A 21218-nucleotide genomic window follows, 5' to 3' on the forward strand; every position below is an offset into this window, starting at 1 on the left:
ATACAAAACCCGTGCCGGACACGGGAGAGATAAGGGAGGAGTCATATGGCCTTTGTGGGTTTGGAAGACAAGGCAAGGATGGAGCAGGAAATGCCGTGGGAGGACCGCGATGTTCCGGTCACCTTCCATCAGTTGTTGTCGCGCACGGCAAGCAAGTTCCCCAACAGCAATGCGATCAGTTTTCAGCTTTTGTCCGGGCCGACCGACAAGGCCGAAACGCTGACCTGGTCCGAGCTGCTGGGTAAGGTCAACCAGGCCGCCAATCTGTTCCGCTCGCTCGGGATCGGTGAAAAGGATGTGGTGGCCTACGTGCTGCCCAACAGTAACGAGACGCTGATCACCATGATGGGTGGCGCGGTTGCAGGGATCGTGAACCCTATAAACCCGTTGCTGGAGCCCGAGCAGATAGCCGCGATCCTGCGCGAAACCGGCGCCAAGGTCGTGGTTACGCTGAAATCCTTCCCCAAGGCCGATGTGGCGCAAAAGGTCGAAGAGGCCGTGCGCCATGCGCCCAACGTCAAAACCATTCTTGAGATCGACCTCAACCGCTATTTGACGCCACCGAAATCCTGGCTGGTTCCGCTCCTGCGTCCCAAGATGGGCGACAAGGAACATCTTGCGCATGCGGATTATAAGAACTTTAACAAGGAACTGGCCAAACAGCCTACTACGCTGACCTTCGACGACAGCACCGAAGATCGTGTCGCCTGCTATTTCCACACCGGCGGAACCACCGGTATGCCCAAGGTGGCGCAGCATAAATACTCGGGCCTGATCTACAACGGCTGGCTTGGAAACACGCTGTTGTTCTCGGACGAAGACGTGATCATGTGCCCATTGCCCATGTTCCATGTCTTTGCTGTGCATGTGATCGTGATGGCCGCGGTGTCGTCGGGCGCGCATGTGGTCTTCCCGACCCCTGCCGGGTATCGGGGCGATGGCGTGTTTGATAACTTCTGGAAGTTGATCGAGCGCTGGAAGGTCAGTTTCATCATCACCGTCCCCACCGCGATTGCCGCCAAGATGCAACGCCCGGTGGATGCCGATATCTCAAGCGTGAAAACAGCCTTCTCGGGTTCGGCCCCGCTGCCGGTCGAACTGTTCCGCCGGTTCGAAGAAGCGACGGGTGTGACCATCGTCGAAGGCTATGGACTGACCGAGGCAACCTGTCTGGTGTCGTGCAACCCGGTGGATGGCGAAAAGAAAATCGGATCGATCGGGATTCCATTCCCCTATACGGATGTGAAAATCCTGCAGGACGGGCCGGACGGCCCTAAGGAATGCGGCGCGGATGAGATCGGCGAAATCTGTATCTCGAATCCCGGCGTCTATGCGGGCAACACCTATACCGAGGCGGACAAGAACGTTGATCTGTACCATTTCGACAAGTACCTGCGCACAGGCGATCTGGGTCGGTTTGACGACGATGGGTATCTGTGGATCACCGGCCGCGCTAAGGACCTGATTATTCGTGGCGGCCACAATATCGACCCAGCCGAAATCGAAGAGGCTTTGCTGGGCCACGATGCCGTTGCCTTTGCCGGCGCTATTGGTCAACCCGACGCGCACTCGGGCGAGGTGCCCTGCGCCTTTGTCGAACTGGTCGACGGGGCCAGTGTGACCGAGAACGAATTGATGGATTACTGCGGTGTGCATGTCCACGAACGTGCGGCAAGACCCAAGCATATGACCATTCTGGACGAGTTGCCGAAAACCGCCGTGGGTAAGGTCTTTAAACCCGAACTGCGCAAGCAGGCGATCACTCGCATCTATAACGGCGCGTTGGAAGAGGCCGGGCTGGATGCGCGCGTCGTATCCGTGATTGACGACAAAAAGCGCGGGCTTGTCGCGCAGCTTGACGCGAACGGCTGCTCGGACGACGATGTCGGTAAGGTGCTGGGATCGTTCACCCGGCCATGGGAATGGGCTGCCTGACCGGGAGGGACAATGGATTATGAACGTCTGATTGATGAAGAGACTTGGGCGTTCATTAGACGAACGGCTGAAAGCTATCCTGATGACGCTGTCGACCTTTCGATCGAAGATCAGCGCCGCGTCTACAACAAGATGTGTCAGGACTTTCGCCAACCCCGGCCTGCAGGTCTGGATGTGCAGGACAGGTCCGCCAATGGCGTGCCTGTCCGGGTTTACACCGCCGGAGATCCGACCCGAACCGTCGTCTATTTTCATGGCGGCGGTTTCGTCGTTGGTGGGCTGGATAGCCATGATGACGTTTGTGCTGAGATTTGCGTTCAGACCGGGTATCGGGTTGTTGCCGTAGACTATCGCCTGTGCCCCGAACATGTGCACCCGGCACAGTTTCAGGACAGCTGGACCGCAACGAATTGGGTGGTGCAGGAATACGGCGACCCGTTGATTTTGGCCGGTGACAGCGCGGGTGGCAATCTGGCCGCCGCGGTGGCGCAGCATGCACGGGGGCGGCTTGATGGAGTGCTGGGGCAGGTCCTAATTTATCCCGGTCTGGGCGGGGACACATCCACAGGGTCATATATCGAGCACGCCCAGGCACCGCTTTTGACGCTGGAAGAAATTCGGTTCTACGAGAAAGTGCGCTGTGGCGGACCTGCGCCGCAGAACGATCCCACGTTTGCGCCGCTGCAGGATAAAGATTTCTCGGGCCTGCCGCCTACTGTGGTGGTCACTGCCGATTGCGATCCGTTGCGCGACGATGGCCTGGCCTATTGCACTAAGATCACCGAAGCGGGCGGGAGGGCGCATTGGGTGAATGAGCCCGGCCTTGTGCACGGGTACCTGCGGGCGCGCACCTCAGTGAAACGCGCCGCAGACAGTTTTGAACGGATATCAGTTGCGATCGAGGCGCTGGGCCAGCAGATCTGGCCCTACGATTGATCCGTTACTTCAGGAAAGGCTTGGCTTTCATCGTCTCGGCGATCGGTGCGCCCATGCGATTCAGGATCGTGGGTGCCAGTTGCAGCTGGTCGATCACCGCATCAGCCTCGGGGCCTTCGGCATCGCCGAAATAATACAATGCAGTTTCCTGCTGAAGCGGGCTGCGCCCGCCATGATGGCCACGTTCGTCCTGACCGTGATCGGCGGTCACGATGACCTCATACCCCAGTTGCCGCCAGCGCGGGATGAAAGGGGCCAGCATTTCGTCCATGACAAAACAGGCGTGGTCCATTTCCTCGCAGTCGTGATGAAACCGGTGACCCATACTGTCCAGCGTGCAAGTGTGCAGGACGCCGTAATCCAGCCCAAAGCGCAGGCACAGATTGGTCAGAGTGCCAAACAGATCAACGTCCGACGGCGTCATCTGGTTCACTTTGCTGTAGCCGGTCATTGAGTGGAACCGGCCATGGTTGATCGTTTTGCTCTCGGGCTCGTCATATTCGACGTCACGGACATAATCGAACGGGTGACGGTTGAAGAATTGCGACCAAAAGCTGTGGGTCACCGCCCCGGTCACGCCGCTCGCTTCGCGGACTTGGCTGAAGACGTCCTTGTGGCTTAGGCGGAAGACGTTGCCGTTGCCGGTACAGCCATGTTCCTGCGGCGTGACGCCGGTGTGGATCGAGGCATAGCAACTGGCCGAGATCGATGGCAGCACCGCGCGATGCTTCCAAACCTGCGCCTCGCCACTGTCGACCCACCCTTCCAGATTACCGAACAGGCGGCGAAAATTGCGCCACGGAACACCGTCTAGAATGATGAGGAGGAGTTTTCGGTCCATTCCCTGACCCTTTCTTAAAGTCCCTCAGGCGACCCTAGGGGATTCGTTGCATATGGGCTGCCTGTTCCCGCCCCCAATAGCAAAATCCCGACACCTGTCATCAGACAAAGCGCCGGGATTTTCAGTTTTTTCAACCTGTCGCGAACCGGGTCAGTTCCCCGCACTCTCCATCTTGCGATGGGCGACAACCTCTTCCAGCCAACCCAGATGCATCTCGGGCACCGAACTGAGCAGCAGGTCGGTATAATCGTCGAACGGTGGGCTCAGCACCTGGCTTTTGGGACCATAGCGGACCACGCGGCCCTGATACATCACCGCGATGCTGTCGCTGATCGCTCGAACCGTCGCCAGATCGTGGGTGATGAACAGATAGGCCACGTCCTCGATCTTTTGCAGGTCAAGCAACAGCTTGAGGATGCCGTCCGCCACAAGTGGATCAAGCGCCGAGGTGACCTCATCACAGATGATCATCTTGGGCTTGGCTGCCAGCGACCGCGCGATACAGACACGCTGTTTCTGACCACCGGACAGCTCGGCCGGATAGCGATCCATGAACTTTTCGCCCAGCTCGATCTCATCCAGCAGTTCGATGATCCGCTTGCGCTTTTCCGCGCCGCGCATGTTGAAGTAGAACTCCAACGGACGCCCGATGATCGTGCCGACGGTCTGGCGTGGGTTCATCGCCACGTCAGCCATCTGATAGATCATCTGCAACTCGCGCAGGTCTTCGCGGGTACGGCCTTTCAGATCGCCACTGAGCTTGCGACCGGCAAAGGTGATCTCACCATCGCGCGGCGGCAGCAGGCCGGTGATTACTCGCGCCAGCGTGGACTTGCCCGAACCGGATTCGCCCACAACAGCCAGCGTTTGCCCCGGATGAAGCTCGACATTTACGTTGTGCAGCACATCGAAATTCAACCCTTTGTAGCGCGCGGTGATGCCGTCGACGCTCAGCACGGGATCTGGTGTGGGTTTCTTTTCTTCGTGCTCGATCGAGCGGACCGAGACCAGAGCCTGCGTATACTCTTCCTGCGGGTTGTTGATGATCTGGTCGGTATTGCCATACTCGACCGTATTGCCCATCCGCAGCACCATGATGTCGTCACTTACCTGCGCCACGACCGCAAGGTCATGGGTGATGTAAAGCGCGGCAACGCCGGTGTCTGCAATGGCCTCTTTAATGGCCATCAGAACGTCGATCTGAGTCGTCACGTCCAGCGCGGTGGTGGGTTCATCGAACACCACCAGATCAGGTTCGGGGCATAGCGCCAGCGCCGTCATGCAACGCTGTAGCTGACCGCCTGAAACCTGGTGCGGATAGCGATCACCAATGTTATCCGGATCGGGCAGACCCAGCTTGGCGAACAGTTCCCGGGCGCGGCCTTCGGCCTCTTTGCGGCTGAACTTTTTCTGTTCGACCGCGGCTTCAACCACCTGATCCATGATCTTTTTAGCGGGATTGAAGGAGGCTGCGGCGGATTGGGACACATATGTGACTTCACCCCCGCGCAGCTTGCGGATATCGCCATGGGATGTCTTGAGGATATCGCGCCCGTTGACCCAAACCTCACCACCGGTGATTTCCACGCCACCCCGGCCATAAGCCATCGAGGCCAGGCCGATGGTCGATTTACCGGCACCGGATTCGCCAATTAGCCCCAGCACCTTGCCAGGCGCGAGGTCAAAGCTGACCCCGTGCACGATTTCGATGTCATGGGGTTTTTCACCCGGCGGGTAGACGGTCGCGCCGATTTTGAGGTCGCGGACCTTGAGAAGGGCTTCTGTCATCCCCGGCCTCCTTTCAGCGATGTGGTACGATTCAGGACCCAGTCAGCCACAAGGTTGACCGAGATCGCCAGCGTTGCGATGGCCACAGCAGGGTAAAGCGCAGCGCCGATGCCATAGACGATACCGTCCTTGTTTTCCTTCACGATGCCGCCCCAGTCCGCCAACGGCGGCTGAACGCCCAGACCCAGGAACGACAGGGTCGAGACAAACAGAACCATGAAGATGAACCGCAGACCCAGTTCCGCAACCAGCGGCGACAGGGCGTTGGGCAGGATTTCACGGAAGATGACCCAGACCTGGCCCTCACCACGTAGGCGCGCGGCCTCGACATAGTCCATGACCGCAATATCCACGGCAACGGCGCGGGCCAGACGATAGACACGGGTGGCGTCCAACAGGCCCATGACAAGGATAAGAACCGGGATTGTCACCGGCACCATGGCCAGAACAACCAGCGCAAAGATCAGTGTCGGGATCGACATGATCAAATCCACCGCGCGCGACATGACCTGATCGGCCCAACCACCCAGCACCGCGGCCAGGAAACCAAGGATGGACCCGGTCACGAAGCTAAGGATCGTGGCCGCCGTGGCGATAAAGATCGTCGTGCGCCCGCCATAGATCATCCGGCTAAGAAGATCGCGGCCAATGTTGTCGGTACCCAGCCAGAATTGCGAGCTGGACGGCTCCCATACATCTCCCACGACCTCAGCCATGCCATAAGGGGCCAGCAGAGGGGCGAGGAGGGCGATGATGAAGTACAGGGCTGTAAAGGCCAGCCCGATCATTGCAGAGATAGGGATGTTCTTCATTTCGGATGCCTCAGCCTTGGGTTGGCCAGAATGGCAACAATGTCTGCAATCATGTTCAGTCCGATATAGATCGCGGCAAAGATGACGCCGCAGGCCAGAACCACCGGAACGTCACGCTTGGTCACGTGGTCCACAAGGTACTGCCCCATTCCGGGATAGACGAACACCACCTCAACCACGACGACGCCGACGACCAGATAGGCCAGGTTCAGCATCACCACGTTGACGATGGGCGCGACGGCGTTCGGGAAGGCGTGGCGATAGATAACTTGAAAATTGCTCAGACCCTTCAGCTCTGCGGTTTCGACGTATGCAGACTGCATCACGTTCAGGATCGCGGCGCGGGTCATGCGCATCATATGCGCCAGAACAACGAGCGTCAGAACGATAACGGGCAGAGCGATCGAATTCAGCTTTTGCCAAAAGGACATGCTGTCATTGATCATCGCCAGCGGCGAGAACATGCCCAGCTTAACGGCAACGAAATAGACCAGCACGTAACCGATCAGAAACTCGGGGATCGAGATGGTTGTGAGTGTAACCGCTGAAATCAGCTTGTCCGGCCAGCGGTTGCGGTAACGCACGGCCAGCAGGCCCAGAAAGATGGCCAGCGGAACCGATACAACGGCGGCCCAGAAGGCCAGAAACAGCGTGTTGCCCAGACGACTGCCAATAGAGTCAGCAATATCCAGTTTATTGGTCAGGGATTGACCAAGATCACCCTGAACAATGCCGCCCAGCCATTCGAAATAACGGGTCAGGGCGGGCCGGTTGAGGCCCATTTCCTCGCGCAGGTTTGCCAGCGCCTCGGGGGTTGCAGCTTGGCCTAGGACCGCTTGCGCAGCGTCCCCAGGAAGGGCTTCGGTGAGGCCGAATATCAGAGCCGATGCACCGAAGAGAAGCAGGAATCCCAGCGCAAGGCGCTGGGAAACCAATTTAATGATAGGATGCATTATCCGTGGGCCCTATCAGGAGAACCACATCTTGCGCGACATGTTGCCATTCATCATCTCTTGGGTCGGATCGTTTTCCCAACCTTCCAGCTGATTAGTGACGCCTTCGACAAAGTCATTGAACATTGGGCAGATCAGGCCGCCTTGGTCACGGACCATCATGCCCATCTTGCTGTAGATGTCCTTGCGTTTGTCGTTGTCCAACTCAGCGCGCGCTGCAAACAACATCTCGTCGAATTCTGGAACCTTGAAACGGGTATCGTTCCAATCAGCACTAGACAAATAAGCGGTTGAGTACATCTGATCCTGCACCGGACGACCGCCCCAGTAGGAAGCACAGAAGGGCTGCACGTTCCAGACTTCGGACCAGTAGCCATCGTTGGGCTCGCGCTTGATTTCCAGTGGGATACCGGCCTGTGCTGCTGTTTGCTGGAACAGGGCCGCAGCATCCACGGCACCTGGGAAGGCGCCATCTGCAACGCGCAGGACGATCGGCGAACCGTCATGGCCCGACTTCTTGTAATGCTCAGCCGCTTTCTCAAGGCTGAACTCGCGCTGAGGAATTGACCCATCAAACAGCGGGTATGCTGCGTTAACAGGCATATCGTTGCCAACTGTGCCGTACCCGCGCAGAACCTTGTCGACCAAGTCCTGACGGTCAATGGCGTGTTTCAGTGCCAGACGTAGTTCGTTGTTGTCGAACGGCGCGGTGTCGCAGTGCATGATGAACACATAGTGCCCGCGTCCCGCCGTCGAATGCACGGTCAAATTCGGTGCGCGACCCAGCAAGTCAGCAACCTTCGGCTCAACGCGGTTGATCGCGTGAACCTGCCCACCCTGAAGAGCAGCCGTTCTGGCAGTCGCATCGTTGATGACAATTACTTCGACGCTGTCGAAATTTCCGAAGTCGGGATTCCAGTGGTTTTCAAACTTCGTGTATAGGTGACGTACACCGGGCTCATCCACTTCTACCTTGTATGGTCCAGTGCCGATACCCGCACCTGGGTTCTCCATACCGCCGTCTGGCTGAATGATCAGGTGATAGTCGGCCATTAGATAGGGAAGGTCGGCGTTTGGTTCTGTCAGGGTGACTTGGAAGTTATCGCCATCGGCCTTCATCGACTCGATGCCTTTCATGATGCCCAGAGCACCGGACTTCGAATCTTCGTTTGAGTGGCGCTCCATGGTCTTCAGCACGTCTTCACTGGTCATGGTCTTGCCGTTGTGGAATTCGACGCCCTGACGCAGTTTGAAGGTCCAGACCTTGGCATCCGCGCTGCCTTCTACGCTTTCTGCCAGACGAGGTTCGATCGAGCCGTCGGGTGCAACCTCTACCAGCTGGTCACCAAATTGCTTGCCGTTCTGGAATGGCACCGAGCTTGCATAGGTTGCTGGGTCAAGCGAGTTGGTGGATTCACCGCCCTGAAGGCCGAACTTCAGATCACCGCCTTTTTTCGGGCCTGCCGCACGCGCGGCATCTGCAAACATGGTGCTTGCCATCGCTGCGGTGACACCCAGAGCCGCTGCTTTCCCCATGAATTCGCGGCGGGTCAGCTTGCCCGCTGTGACCTGCTTGGTCATGTGAGTGAGTTGTTCGTTCATTCAAAGATCTCCCAGTTGATTGGATTATTAGCCCTTTGCGGGCTTTTTATTGACGCATGAGTCAAAGTAGGCGCATTTCGGTCAGCCGAGCAAGGGTAAATGTCTGTCTCAATCCGGCGAATGATTTATATTTGATCGCGTGAATTGGTATCCTCCACCTGCTTTGTTGATAGCAAGCATTCACCATCAAAGGCATTCATTTCTGCCAAGGGGTAGAATGTCGGTTCTTCTTCCTGCAATTCGCAAGACGTCCCTTTTCTCAAATCGATACCAATCCGACTGATTTCCTGCCTGCGGCGGCATTATTCATGGCTTTGATTGCCCCGAACATTTCCCAGACCGAGCAGCGCCACCAATTGTTGTCTAGCGCTTGGCGGGTGTAAACTTCTCTTATCAGGTCTTCGCTGCTGTAATTGCCGCGCATATCCAAACGAATGCGTCCACAGCCGTGTTCCGCGAACCGCAAAGGGGCCAGCGTATCCCATATCGAGACGCCGTCGCGTTTCTCAAAAAGCAGAATGCCAAAAATGGCGGGGGCAGAGGTTTTCAGAGCATCCGAGGGGCGGGACACGCGGGCCGACCGGCGACAATCATCGCGCATACTAGTGCCTACGTTGGAAAGGTCTTGCATGTTGTGTAGCGCGTTTGAGGGCGGCGTCATTCAGATATTGTCCGGGTGTTTTATAACCCGGGCAGTCCGAAAACCGTCAAATCATGTGCGGATCGCGACAAGCAAGTCCATCACGTTTGTTCCGGTCGGACCCGTCACCAGCAAGGCGCCCACGCGATCCAGATAGCTGCCGCTGTCTGCCTGTTGTAACGCCAACTCGGCGCCGTCGCCCCAAGTGGTGCCGTCGACGACAGCTCCGGCGGCTTGCGTCGGCCCGTCTGTGCCGTCGGTGCCGCCGACTACCACCGTGATTCCGTCGTACCCTGCAATCTCGCGGGCGAGTGCCAGTGCCAGCGCCTGATTGCGCCCGCCGCGCCCCGGATTGTCGGGTAGTACGACGGTTGGTTCACCGCCGAAGATCAATGCCCCTTTGGGCATGGTGCGGATACGTTCGCCAAGCGCTTCGGCAATTTTCAGGAAATCATCGTGCAGGCATTCTTCGTTGGCGTGTACCGGGATGCCGTCGTCTTTTGCCAATTCAGCAGCGGCTGCGCGGGCGTGGGCGTTTGAGGCCACGATCTGAGTCGTCGCCGCAAAGTCAACCTTACCCGGCAGCGCTCCGATGCCCGACCCGACAACATTCAGATCATCGCCCGGTACATCCGAAATCGCCAGAACGGTCGCCCTGTCGCCCTGGAAATGGGACAGCAATCCGCCCCCCTTGATCCGCGACAGTTTGCGCCGTTCCGCATTCATCGTGGTGATGTCCAGCCCTTCGGACAACAGCTTTTTGTTCAGCTGTTCCAGATCATCCAGTGTCTTACCCGGCAGCAAATCCTCGGCCAGCGAGGATGCCCCGCCCGAAACCAGCAACAACAAATGCGAGCCCGGCTTCATTACCTCAACCGCCTCGCGCAATGCCTGACCTCCCTGAAGGCTGCGCGCGTCTGGAACGGGGTGCGAGGCTTCGATCACAGTCACATAATCCGGCAGATAACGTCCGTGGTCGTCCTTGGTGACAACCAGCGTCGGGCGCGGGCCGAAATGTTCCAGCGCCGCGCGCGCCATGGACGCGGCGGGTTTGCCGACAGCCAGTATCTGATCGGGTTCGGGGATGTCCTGCAAAACCTTGCTGGTTGCTACGTGGCCGCCCACAGCGTCGACCCCGGCCTGCCAGACGCGAATTGCCTGTTCTTTCCTGTCCATCAGCTTTCCATCCAAATCGTGACGGGCCCGTCATTGACCAGTTCCACGGCCATATCAGCACCGAATTGTCCGGTCTCTACCGGCACACCATGCGCCTGCAACCGCTGGGCAAAGACCTCATACAAATGTTTGCCGACATCCGGTGCGGCGGCTTCGGAAAAACCGGGCCTGTTGCCGCGAGAGGTATCGGCCGCCAGCGTGAACTGGCTGATCACCAGTGCGGACCCTTCGATATCTTTCACGGACCGGTTCATTTTTCCGGCTTCATCCTTGAAGATGCGCAGCTTGGAGACCTTGGCGGCAAGCTGATCTGCCTTGGCTTCGTCATCGTCCTGCATGGCACAGATCAAAATCATCAACCCCGGTCCGGTCTGACCGATCACCTGACCGTCGACCGAGACGTTGGCTCGTGAAACTCGTTGTAGAACAGCGCGCAAAATCGTTCTCCGCTTGGTGTGCTTGTCATCCGACCCAGTTCACGATCTCACTCAGATCGGCGCGGTCGGTGCGAAAGCCGTTGGCGGGATGATCTGTATCCGCATAGCCAAAGGAAATCGCGCATAAAATCAACCGGTCTTCCGGGATATCGAAATACCTACGCAGGAACGGGCTGTAGGTGGCAAGTGCGGCCTGCGGGATTGTGGCGATGCCAAGCGCCTGCGCGGCCAGTGAAAATGCGGTGATGAACCCGCCGCAATCCAGCGCGCCATAAGTGCCAAGCTCGGCCGGGCTTGTGACGATGGCGCAATGGGGTGCCCCGAACAGAGAGAAATTCTGCATCATCTGCCGGGCCGAAGCATCGCGGTCTCCGCGCTCAACCCCGACAGCCTCGTACAAAGCCCAACCACAGGTTCGACGGCGATCTTGGTATACACCGGAATAAGAGGTTGGAAAGGGAATGTCGGGGCAGGGGGTGCCCGTTGCGGCCTCGGCCTGTATTGCCGTGCGAAACCGGTCTGTTTCTGCGCCGCTGGTGATAGTGACGTGCCAGGGTTGAGCGTTGCACCAGCTAGGCACACGCGCGGCGCTGTTCAGGATTTGTTTGATCTGATCCTTGGGCACCGGATCGGGGCGAAAGGCCCGGCAGGAATACCGGGAGGCCAGCAACCGGTTCAGATTGGATAGTGTCACTCTGGCCTCTCCCCTTAGGCGTCGACGCCGTGGAGGATGGCGTCACGCAGCGGGAAGTTCAAGCGCTAACATCGACTGATTTCTTTGCTTGCCGACAGTTCTATCATTGTTGGCCGGTTGCCATCAGATACCCGACGCCTGCCGCCACAAGCAGACCCAGAATAACGGCAAGGGTGATCTTGATGGCGGACCAGGGGCGCTCTCCCTGAACGCGGCCCGTGCGTCCGTTCACGACGAACCGATAGGTCTGCCCACGGTATTTGTAGGCCGCCATCCAGACCGGCAGCAGGATATGCTTGAAGGTCACGTTTCGCACATCGGTGTCAATTGCGTGTATCCGCTGACGGTCGCCACCGATATCAAAGCGCACGTCGCGTTCGATCACCCGCGCCATGTATCCGCGGGCCTCGGTGTAACCCTCCTGCAGTTCCACGGTGTAGGCCTCGGCCCGGAAGCCGGCCAGATATTCTGGCTGATAAGGTTCCAACGCCGGCAGGTCCCAGGGCTCCAATGCGTCGGTATAGCTTTTGGGCAAAGACTGTGATGCCAACACCAACACGTCGTCAAAGAATCGCGCGACCCGCCCGGATTTCGGAGACCACCGCACCTTGGGCACTTGCTGTTGTACGCGCTTGCCGTCGCGCATGACGGTGCGGGTCTCGTAATAAACAACGCCCCGCTCACCGCGATAGTTGGACGTGGTGTCCGCATCAAAGGTCCAATACGGCACATAGATGCCCTGCATTCTGCGACCTTTGCGGGCATATTCTTTCAACCCGTTGGGCGCGAACCAGAGCCGTCCCAGCCAATCTCCCATCGCCTTGTGCGCCGTGCGTTCATCCAGCGCAAAGGGCAGCACACCGCGCGGTTTGATATGCCGGTTGACGCCGGTATCCGTTACTACGGGTGTCGCGCAGAACGGGCATTCGGCGGCATGGGTGGCGGGGTCGAACTCGACCTGAGCCGCGCAATTGGGGCAGGACAGAACACGCGTTTCCTCGATCTCGCTGTCCGGAAGCTGTTCCGCGATGGCGGCGTTGAAATCCAGTTCTTTCAAACTGGCACCGCCCCAGGGGCCTGCGCCAATCGCTTCGGAATGCCCGCAATGGTCACAGGTCAGGCTGCCATCGCCGGGGTTGAATCGGTAGTCTGAGCCGCATTGCTCGCAGGGAAATCTGTGTTCTTCGTTCATCGTGTAGCCTTATTCTTACGCCGGTGACTGGCGCATTAGGCTCCAGGCGGTGGCGGCGGCAGGATGGTGAACAGCTGCGCCAGTTCCTGCACGTCTCCTGCCTTTTTCCAACCGTCCTGACCGGCGGTCCAGACATGGGTGTCGCGGGTGATCTCTCCGTCCGTTGCCATACGTCCCATCTTGGCTTTTGAGAACGGCCCACTGGTTTGCCCGTCCACCGCGATATGCCACACATGTTCGACCGGAGGTGGAGGTGGCGGTGCGGCATGTGCTGCCGGTTGCGGCGCAGCGGGGGCGGAACTGCCCCACGGGCCGCTGGGTTGACCCGCTGCCATATTCGACATCTGTTGCGCCATCGCCATTCCCATACCCATGCCGAGACCGGCGCCCATACCGCCACCCTGACCGGGGTTGTTGGCCGCGGCTGTCATCGCCTCGGCGGCGGAATACTGAGTGAATTTGCCAAGATCGCCCGCCAACCCCATTGAGGTCCGTTTGTCCAGGGCCGCCTCAACTGCAGGCGGAAGTGAGATGTTTTCGATGTAGAATTCCGGCATCTCCAGACCGTAGCCATCCAGCACTGGGGAAACCTCGGCTGCAATCAGCTTGCCCAGATCGGCGGTGTTTGCGGCCATGTCCAGAACCGGAATGCCTGATCCGGCGATCACTCGGCTGAATTCCTGCACGATGATGTTGCGGATCTGAAAGCTGATCTCATCCATCGTGAATTCACCGTCGGTGCCAACGATCTCGATCAGGAACTTCGCGGCATCCTTTACCCGTACTGTATAAGTACCAAAAGCCCGGATGCGCGTCGGGCCGAATTCGGGATCCCGCAGCATGATCGGGTTCTTGGTGCCCCATTTCAGGTCATTGAACCGGGTCGTATTGACGAAATAGATCTCGGACTTGAAGGGCGACTGAAAGCCATGATCCCAGTGCTGCAAGGTCGTCATGATCGGCATATTGTTGGTCTCAAGCATATAGAGACCCGGCGTGAACACATCCGCCAACTGCCCTTCATGCACGAACACGGCGGCTTGACCTTCGCGCACCGTCAGCTTAGCGCCGTATTTGATTTCATGGCCCTCACGCTCGAACCGCCAGACCATCGTATCTCGGGTGTCGTCGACCCAGTGAATGACATCAATAAATTCTCCGGTCAGAAAATCGAAAATACCCATTTGGGGTCTCCTTTCCTTGGGCTCAGAGCTGCTGGCCCATCAATTCGCGTGCAATGATCCGCACCACGGGGCGGGCGTCATCCGCCGTCACCCCGGGCTGAAGGCGCGGGTCGTAAAGCATGGTCAGTAGTTTTTCGTCATGGCTGGTCAGCAGCGCAAACTCATCATCGTCGTTGAAAATCGAAGGCCGCGCTGCGGGGCTGTCGTTTGGAAGGCCAAGTCCCTGCGCAATTTCTTCGTGGATGCAACTCAACCGCAGCAGATTGGGTAGTTCTGCACGTATGTAAGCTACGGCACGGATTACGGTATTGGTGTCCTCTTGGCCGGAAAACGTAAAGACAAAACAATAAAACGGCCGGTCCAGCGTCCTCAGCAAATTCAACCTGTCGTCAGGGATACCCGGAACAAGTGATTTTAATCTATCCTGAGCGTAAGCCACGTCGTCCTGACCTGCTATGAAAACAAGAAAGTTCCCGTCACCATTTACACTTCGAACGTTGTGCCCGGTCGCTTTTTGCAGCCGTTTGGCATAGTTTTGAATGGTTTGCCGATCAGCTTCGCGGCTTTCCATAGAAACGCTCGGACCAAACTCAGTCCTGATGCGGATCGGGCTCTTCCAGCGATTTAACTTAATCTCGCTCGGGCCGCTGACAAATGCGGCGGATTTGCCGGAGTGTTCGTTGATGAAAGCAATTTTGTCAAAATTGCGGGCTAAATCATCAGCGTCATACGGTGTGTCAGGGCCTCCTCCGTCCGTTCGCAGCAAACCGCGGGTCAACAGATCCCTCTCGACCCGCTGATAGAACCGGGCCAGGTCCTGACTGGCAGCGGATGGGGGGACATAGGCATTGGCGGCAGGCGCTGGTGCCTCTGGGCGCGGTTGCGGAACGACAGAGGATGTCAGCGTTTCATCGCAATTGGCCAGAGCCAATAGCAATAGAAAGCCCATGACCGGCTTCAGATATCCCGAAAACCGCACCCTTCGCCCGCCGTCAGCCCGGTACTGCCGTACCGGCATTGTCGCCAATACCATCCTTGCGGGCTTTGGCCGCGGCCAGCGTATCGCGCAGTTCGGCCTCCATCTTCTGAAGCTCTTGCTCGGCGGCGGCACGCTTGGCCTTGCCCTCGTCGGCAATGGCCAGACTTTCATTGATGGTGCCGATCAGGTCGGCATTGGCTTGTTTGACCGCTTCGATATCGAACACGCCGCGTTCCATTTCCTCGCGGATCATCTTGTTCGATTCACGCAGGTTCGCAGCATTCGAAGTCAGCAATTCGTTGGTCAGGTCATTTGCATCGCGCACGGCCGAGGCGGCCTCGGCGCTGCGTTGGATGGTCACGGCTTGGGCCAACTGGGTTTCCCACAGTGGTACAGTATTAACCAGCGTCGAGTTGATCTTGGTCACCAACGACTTGTCGTTCTCCTGAACCAACCGGATCGAGGGCAACGATTGCATTGTCACCTGCCGCGTCAGTTTCAAGTCATGCACGCGGCGTTCCAGGTCGTCCCGCGCGGCGCGCATGTCGCGCAGCTCCTGCGCTTTCATCACTTGTTGATCCTCGGGTGCAGCCTGAACCTCAGCCTCTTTTTCAGGGATATCCTGGCTGTCCAGTTCAGTCAGCTTTTCCTCGCCCGCCGCGATATAAAGCGCCAGCTCATCGTAAAACCCAAGGGTCTTTTCATACAGCAAGTCCAGTGACTTGATATCTTTCAACAGCGTGTGTTCATGACCCAGCAAGTCGTCAGTGATCCTGTCGATCTGGCTCTGAACTTCTTCGTATTGTGCGGTAAACTTGGCGAAGGGCGCAGCTTTGCCGATCAGCTTTTCCCACCAGCTGCGTTCACGGCGCACATCCAATTCACTGACCGAAAAGCCCCGGATCGAGGTGACGATATCGCGCAGGCTGTCACCAGCGGGCCCCACATCCTTGTTGCGCACATCTGCCAGCATGGCCTGGCTGATTTCCTGCAATTCCGCCTGAGCGGACGAACCGAATGATACGATCGAATTCGTGTTGCTCATATCCAGCTCGTCCATGCGTTTGCGGATTTCAGCGCCGACAGGGTCGTCTGCGTCTTCCAGCGAGATGACTTCGGCCGTGGGTTCAGGCAACGCAACGGCGGTCACTTCCTGTACCAGCGTTTCTGCTTCGACCGCCTTGTTCTTGATTTCATCGGACATGGGGTAATCCTTTCTCAAAAAATGGGCCGGTTAGTCCAACCGGACGCCTTCGCGCTGCAGCCGTTCGCGCAACACGTCAATTTCGACCGTCAGATCGCTACGGTCATCCAATAACATCTTGCGGGTGCGGGCCGCGAAATTCTGTTCCAGATCGTCCAGCAGGGACGAATAGTCGGCCAGTGCCTGCGCATCCCGCGTGCGGGCATAGACATCAGCAAACTTCACCGTCGCATCACGGGCACCCTGCAGGTAGACAGTCAGGTATTTGCGGGCACCGGCCAGATCGCGCGGGTCTTCCTCGACTGTTCGGAACAGATCGCGGGCGGTGTCCTGAAACCGTTCGACACGCGCTTCGATCCGGCGGTCGCCCGCACGTTTGATGGCGTCGGTCATCTCTGTCAGATGGGTTTCGGCATCTTCAACCACACGGGCCACGCGGTCTTGCTGAAAGGTATCGATCCCTTCCATGCCCTTGTCTTTCATCGGGTCCAGACCGAAGGACACGGAATGCAGGACCGTTGCCACCGCTCCGAACAGGATCGGGGCCAGCAGGCCGGCCTGAGCAGCAGTTTCGGCATCCAGGTATTCCGTCCGGTACGCGGCCACAGCGACACCAATACCGGTCAACACGCTAGCGAAAATCTTGCGTGGAAAGGCAGGGCGTCTCGCGGTGCGACGTGTGTTAAATTCGGCCTCGGCGCGCAACCCTTCGCGCAACAGAAAGGCAGCGGCGGTCAGCAGGCCAGCGGCGACCAGCCCAATCGTCATCCCGACTGCACCATCGTTTAACGACAGAAACACCAGGGGAATGGCAGGCAGAAACAGGATATTGGCCCGTGCACCTGCCGGTTCGACGCGCGCGCCATGAAATTGCCCGCGCTGCGGTTGGTCGTCGTCAGAGCTGCCGCCTTCGGGACTGAATTTTCCGCCATACCGCTTAGCCATGCGCTATAGCCCCCCCAGCACACCGGTGCAAACACCAAACATCAGCACAAGAAGGGCCGCATAGGCCAGTTTTTGCACTCCGGTCCCTGACATGGCGTTCCCCCGTGGAATAACTTACGGAAAATTTAGGCGATACGTGGGCTTGGCGCTAGGGGGAAGGTTGCTAAACCCGCGTCACTTGCGAGATTTCTTGCCGACCGGCGGTCGTTTTCGTTGCGGACGAGCAGGGCGTTTGGGTTTGGTTTCGGGCTCAGGGTCCAGACCCAGTTGGTCGCGCATAACGCGGCGGCGGATCTCTTCAACCTCGCCGGGTTTCAGACTGCCCAGTTGGAACGGTCCGTAAGATACCCGTAGCAGGCGGTTCACGGCATAGCCGATATCCTCCATTGCGCGGCGAATCTCACGGTTCTTGCCTTCGCGCAGGCCGATGGTCAGCCATGCGTTTGCGCCTTGCTGGCGGTCCAGAGAAACGTCCATCGGCAGAAAGCGTTCTCCGTCGATCACAAGCCCCTTGCGCAGCGGCGCAAAGTCTTCGTCCTTGGGGCGGCCATTCACACGAACACGGTATTTGCGCAGCCAACCGGTCGAAGGCAGCTCAAGCTTGCGTTTGATGCCGCCGTCATTGGTCAGTAGCAGCAACCCTTCGGAATTCAGGTCAAGCCGACCCACGCTCATGACGCGGGGCATATCCTCGGGCAGGTTGTCGAAAATAGTGGCGCGGCCTTTTTCGTCGCGGGTCGTTGTCACCAGACCGGACGGCTTATGATACAGCCACAGACGCGAGGGTTCGGGTTCCGACACAGGTTTGCCGTCGACGACGACCTTGTCTTTGGCAGTCACGTTTAGGGCTGGGCTATCAATAACCTTGCCATTCACTGCCACGCGGCCAGCTTCGATCATGCGTTCCGCTTCACGGCGCGAGGCAACGCCCGCGCGGGCCAGCACTTTGGCGATCCGGTCGCCGGGAGGAGGGGTTTTTGTCATCCGCAGCCCATAGCGCATCCCGCCCGCTTGCGAAAGGCAGGTTTCTGATGCAGTCAGGGGCATGACGTTCAAATCGCATATGGATAAGGCGTTAGTCGAGGCGCGCGCTGCGGCAGATCGCGGAGAGGTTCCGGTTGGGGCCGTAATTGTCGCGCCTGACGGCCGGATCGTGGCTGCGGCGGGCAACCGGACACGCGAAATGAACGACCCCACTGCCCATGCCGAGATTCTGGCCCTGCGCACAGCCTGTGCCGAGGCCGGGTCTGAACGGCTGCCGGATCATGACCTTTACGTCACGCTGGAACCCTGCGCCATGTGCGCGGCAGCTTTGGCCGCGGCGCGTATCCGGCGCATTTATTATGGGGCTGCCGATCCGAAATCTGGCGGTGTGGCCCATGGCGCGCGGGTTTTCACCCACACACAGGCGCACCATGTCCCCGAGATTTACGACGGCATCGCAGCCCAAGAAGCCGCCGATCTTCTGAGAGCCTTCTTCGCTGCACGCCGTGATATTAAAGAGTGATAGGTTTCATCAACTCAGGTTCGATCACGTCCACCCCCGGCAACCCATCAATCAGCGCCTGAGCAGACTGTTCCAGAATTGGGAAAGTTTTGTAGTGACAGGGAATCACCGTCTTGAAGTTGAAATACCGTCTGGCCGCATAGGCCGTGCCCTTCATGTCCATGGTGAAATGTCCGCCTGCTGACAGGATGCCGATGTCGGGTTTGTAGTAATCGCCCATCCACTCCATATCCGCCATGATGTCGGTGTCCCCTGACACGTAAAGCATGTGATCTTCCGAGGCGATCATGAAGCCGACCTCGCTGCCTCCGGTCCGCAGGCCGTCCGGCGTTGAAAAGGTCGAGCTGTGCGAGGCAGGCACCATGGATACCTTGACCCCGTTCAAATCCACTGTGCCGCCTTTGTTGAAGCCGACGGTTTCCAGCCCTTCGGTCTCGCTCCAATACCCCATCAGGTCGTATTGGCCGACCACGGGAACCTTCAGATGCTTGGCCAGCGACACCACGTCTGCGACGTGATCGAAATGTGTGTGCGTCAGCAGAATGTGCGTCGCACCATCCAGCGCATTGTCATGGTGGTCCTCGGACAACACCGGGTTACCGGTCAGCCACGGGTCGATCAACAGCACCTGCCCCCCGGTTTCAATACGGAAACTGCCGTGGCCCAGCCAGATGATATTCATTGAAAAAATCCTCCTGATCATACTGTTGGCATCAACCTAGCATCGGCTATGTAAAAGTGCATGGACTGGTTTCAGGAAATTGACGGCTATTGTGAGCGTCTGTCGCCCGCCTATTGGGCCGAGCCGATCAACGCGGTGACAAACGCGGCGTTTCTGATCGCGGCGTTTGTTATATGGCGGCGCGTTCGGGGGCGGGGGATGCCGCTGGCAATGGCGCTTGTGGCCATTCTGGCTACCATCGGTGTTGGCAGTTTTCTGTTCCATACCCATGCGCAGACCTGGGCGGCCATGGCGGATGTCGTGCCGATCCTGCTGTACATTCTGGTCTATATCTTTGCCATCAACCGGGATGTCTGGCGGTTTAGACCGATGATCGCGGCAATCTTGACGGCCCTGTTCATACCTTACGCGGCGCTGACCGTGCCCGTGTTTCAGCTTGTTCCGGGGCTGGGCGGATCAGCGGCTTACGCTCCGGTTCCGCTGCTGATCCTGATTTATGCATTCCTGCTGCGCAATCGGGCGCCGGATACAGCGCAGGGACTGGCCATCGGGGCGGTGATCCTTATCGTCTCGATTGCATTTCGTGCGCTCGATGACCCCATTTGTGCGCAGGTGCCGCTGGGCACGCATTTCATGTGGCACATCCTGAACGCCACCATGCTGGGATGGATGATCGAGGTCTATCGTAGGAATCTGGCGCGCGTGTCTCAGACCTGAAACGCGGCGGCCAGATGTTCCGGGAGGTTAAATTCGGACAGCACCCGCGTCCGTCCGTCGCCTGACATCTTGCGCGCGGTTTTCTCCACAATGCGTTGAATTTTCTCGGCCGAGTGTTTTTCCGCGAAAGGCGCGAAATACCACTTGAGGAAAACGAAACAGATGACGTCTTCTAGCGCCTGAACCTCGTCATCGCGCTTGATGCCCTGTTTGCGCAGCATGCGACCGGCGGATTCGGCCTCGTCTTTGCTGTATCCAGCTTGCTCCATCAGCCCCATGACAATCTCGGAGTGATGTTCAGCCTGTGCCTTGCGCCAGGTCAGGTACCCGGTTCGGCCTTCGGGGTATTCGCTGCGCGCCAGCTTCCAGCGTTCCACATGCTGACCGCGTGCCGCGATCTGCAATGGGTCCGACGCGTCTGGAAACAGCCGGTCCAACTCGGTGCTCATCCTCTGGCCGTATAGCAGGGCAGCGGGTTGGCCATCTTCGATTGTGGGGTCTTGCCTGTTGGCCGTATCTATTGCGTCCAGAACCGCTTGCTTGCGTGCGCTCATTTTCTGCTCCGTTGGCTTTTGCCGGATTTGCAATGCATTCCGGCGGGGTATTTCGCACCATCGTAGCGGTTGGTTTCATCGGATGCAGCAGTCAATTGCATCCTGGCCGGGCCAGTCGGGGGGATTCTGGCCCGGCGGCAAAAGGCACCTTATTTGCCGACTTTGGCGCTATCCTGTGTCACCGTCTCGGGCGAGGGGGTCGGGAACGAGACGTCGGGGATCAGGGTTTGCGTCGTAGGGCCGAAGGCCATGGCGGGGGTGCTCAGAATGGTTGCGGTCAAAAGGGCTGCGGTAATGAAGGTTTTCATTTTCTTTCTCCGGTTTCTGGCTGTGCCATGGATCATGAGGTGAACAGTTTGGTTCACTTTTTCAAGGTGAAAACTGAACTAATTGGTTTACTTTTGCGTATACTGGTTATTCAGTTTTGAATGGCTGGACGC

The 21218-nt window shown here is 58.2% G+C and carries 21 protein-coding genes and 1 pseudogene; 4 read left to right on the forward strand and 18 right to left on the reverse strand.

The window, feature by feature from the left end:
• Positions 1-45 precede the first annotated feature (45 nt).
• Both ACR3EP_RS00955 and ACR3EP_RS00960 read left to right on the forward strand, forming a co-directional pair.
• Entirely contained in the window at positions 46-1935 is a 1890-nt protein-coding gene (locus ACR3EP_RS00955) for an acyl-CoA synthetase (protein ID WP_480635878.1), read from the forward strand.
• 12 nt (positions 1936-1947) lie between these two features.
• Positions 1948-2871: an alpha/beta hydrolase gene (locus tag ACR3EP_RS00960; protein ID WP_480635880.1), complete on the forward strand. Its 924-nt coding sequence runs from the start codon at positions 1948-1950 to the stop codon at positions 2869-2871.
• A 4-nt stretch (positions 2872-2875) separates the two neighbouring features.
• Here ACR3EP_RS00960 and ACR3EP_RS00965 read toward each other — a convergent pair whose 3' ends face one another.
• The 15 genes and pseudogenes from ACR3EP_RS00965 to ACR3EP_RS01035 form a co-directional block, all read right to left on the reverse strand.
• On the reverse strand, positions 2876-3712 hold the full coding sequence (locus tag ACR3EP_RS00965) for an alkaline phosphatase family protein (RefSeq protein WP_170347925.1): 837 nt from the start codon (positions 3710-3712) through the stop codon (positions 2876-2878).
• Between the two features lie 150 nt (positions 3713-3862).
• On the reverse strand, positions 3863-5500 hold the full coding sequence (locus tag ACR3EP_RS00970; protein ID WP_170347926.1) for an ABC transporter ATP-binding protein: 1638 nt from the start codon (positions 5498-5500) through the stop codon (positions 3863-3865).
• On the reverse strand, positions 5497-6312 hold the full coding sequence (locus tag ACR3EP_RS00975; protein WP_170347927.1) for an ABC transporter permease: 816 nt from the start codon (positions 6310-6312) through the stop codon (positions 5497-5499). Before ACR3EP_RS00975 ends, ACR3EP_RS00970 begins: the two co-directional genes overlap by 4 nt.
• A complete protein-coding gene (locus ACR3EP_RS00980) occupies positions 6309-7265 on the reverse strand; it encodes an ABC transporter permease (RefSeq protein WP_170347928.1) in 957 nt (318 codons plus the stop codon). Before ACR3EP_RS00980 ends, ACR3EP_RS00975 begins: the two co-directional genes overlap by 4 nt.
• 15 nt (positions 7266-7280) lie before the next feature.
• Positions 7281-8867: an ABC transporter substrate-binding protein gene (locus ACR3EP_RS00985; protein ID WP_170360434.1), complete on the reverse strand. Its 1587-nt coding sequence runs from the start codon at positions 8865-8867 to the stop codon at positions 7281-7283.
• 259 nt (positions 8868-9126) lie between these two features.
• Positions 9127-9528 (reverse strand): hypothetical protein, encoded by a 402-nt coding sequence (locus ACR3EP_RS00990; RefSeq protein ID WP_226688745.1) that lies wholly within the window; start codon positions 9526-9528, stop codon positions 9127-9129.
• A gap of 51 nt (positions 9529-9579) precedes the next feature.
• Positions 9580-10683 (reverse strand): glycerate kinase type-2 family protein, encoded by a 1104-nt coding sequence (locus ACR3EP_RS00995; protein WP_480635883.1) that lies wholly within the window; start codon positions 10681-10683, stop codon positions 9580-9582.
• Positions 10683-11120, reverse strand: a complete 438-nt coding sequence (gene dtd / locus ACR3EP_RS01000) for a D-aminoacyl-tRNA deacylase (RefSeq protein WP_170360429.1) — start codon at positions 11118-11120, stop codon at positions 10683-10685. Before dtd ends, ACR3EP_RS00995 begins: the two co-directional genes overlap by 1 nt.
• A 25-nt stretch (positions 11121-11145) precedes the next feature.
• A complete protein-coding gene (locus ACR3EP_RS01005; protein WP_480635886.1) occupies positions 11146-11814 on the reverse strand; it encodes a nitroreductase in 669 nt (222 codons plus the stop codon).
• A gap of 103 nt (positions 11815-11917) precedes the next feature.
• Entirely contained in the window at positions 11918-13006 is a 1089-nt protein-coding gene (locus ACR3EP_RS01010; RefSeq protein WP_480635887.1) for a TFIIB-type zinc finger domain-containing protein, read from the reverse strand.
• Positions 13007-13041: 35 nt separating this feature from the next.
• Positions 13042-14190: an SPFH domain-containing protein gene (locus ACR3EP_RS01015; RefSeq protein ID WP_170360424.1), complete on the reverse strand. Its 1149-nt coding sequence runs from the start codon at positions 14188-14190 to the stop codon at positions 13042-13044.
• 22 nt (positions 14191-14212) lie between these two features.
• Positions 14213-15208 carry a DUF2927 domain-containing protein gene (locus ACR3EP_RS01020; RefSeq protein ID WP_480635889.1) on the reverse strand — a complete coding sequence of 332 codons (996 nt, stop codon included), beginning with the start codon at positions 15206-15208 and terminating at the stop codon, positions 14213-14215.
• Positions 15183-16373 (reverse strand): toxic anion resistance protein, encoded by a 1191-nt coding sequence (locus ACR3EP_RS01025; protein ID WP_170347936.1) that lies wholly within the window; start codon positions 16371-16373, stop codon positions 15183-15185. Before ACR3EP_RS01025 ends, ACR3EP_RS01020 begins: the two co-directional genes overlap by 26 nt.
• 30 nt (positions 16374-16403) lie before the next feature.
• Positions 16404-17318 carry a 5-bromo-4-chloroindolyl phosphate hydrolysis family protein gene (locus tag ACR3EP_RS01030; protein ID WP_170516532.1) on the reverse strand — a complete coding sequence of 305 codons (915 nt, stop codon included), beginning with the start codon at positions 17316-17318 and terminating at the stop codon, positions 16404-16406.
• A 177-nt stretch (positions 17319-17495) separates the two neighbouring features.
• A pseudogene (locus ACR3EP_RS01035) lies at positions 17496-18302 on the reverse strand (pseudouridine synthase); the annotation flags it as partial.
• Between the two features lie 61 nt (positions 18303-18363).
• On the opposite strand from ACR3EP_RS01035, the gene ACR3EP_RS01040 reads away from it, so the two are divergent.
• Complete coding sequence (locus tag ACR3EP_RS01040) at positions 18364-18825, forward strand: nucleoside deaminase (RefSeq protein ID WP_170347939.1); 462 nt, start codon at positions 18364-18366, stop codon at positions 18823-18825.
• Here the strand turns inward: ACR3EP_RS01040 and ACR3EP_RS01045 are convergent.
• On the reverse strand, positions 18815-19507 hold the full coding sequence (locus tag ACR3EP_RS01045; RefSeq protein WP_170516530.1) for a metal-dependent hydrolase: 693 nt from the start codon (positions 19505-19507) through the stop codon (positions 18815-18817). The genes ACR3EP_RS01040 and ACR3EP_RS01045 overlap by 11 nt on opposite strands.
• Positions 19508-19567: 60 nt before the next feature.
• Between ACR3EP_RS01045 and ACR3EP_RS01050 the strand changes: the two genes are divergently transcribed.
• Positions 19568-20224 carry a ceramidase domain-containing protein gene (locus tag ACR3EP_RS01050; protein ID WP_480635892.1) on the forward strand — a complete coding sequence of 219 codons (657 nt, stop codon included), beginning with the start codon at positions 19568-19570 and terminating at the stop codon, positions 20222-20224.
• On the opposite strand, the gene ACR3EP_RS01055 is transcribed toward ACR3EP_RS01050, so the two are convergent.
• A complete protein-coding gene (locus ACR3EP_RS01055; protein ID WP_480635894.1) occupies positions 20215-20778 on the reverse strand; it encodes a DUF4202 domain-containing protein in 564 nt (187 codons plus the stop codon). The two genes, ACR3EP_RS01050 and ACR3EP_RS01055, sit on opposite strands and share 10 nt — an antisense overlap.
• Positions 20779-20927: 149 nt before the next feature.
• A complete protein-coding gene (locus ACR3EP_RS01060; RefSeq protein ID WP_170360410.1) occupies positions 20928-21086 on the reverse strand; it encodes a hypothetical protein in 159 nt (52 codons plus the stop codon).
• Positions 21087-21218 lie beyond the last annotated feature (132 nt).

It is taken from the genome of Ruegeria sp. BB10, from assembly GCF_056535725.1.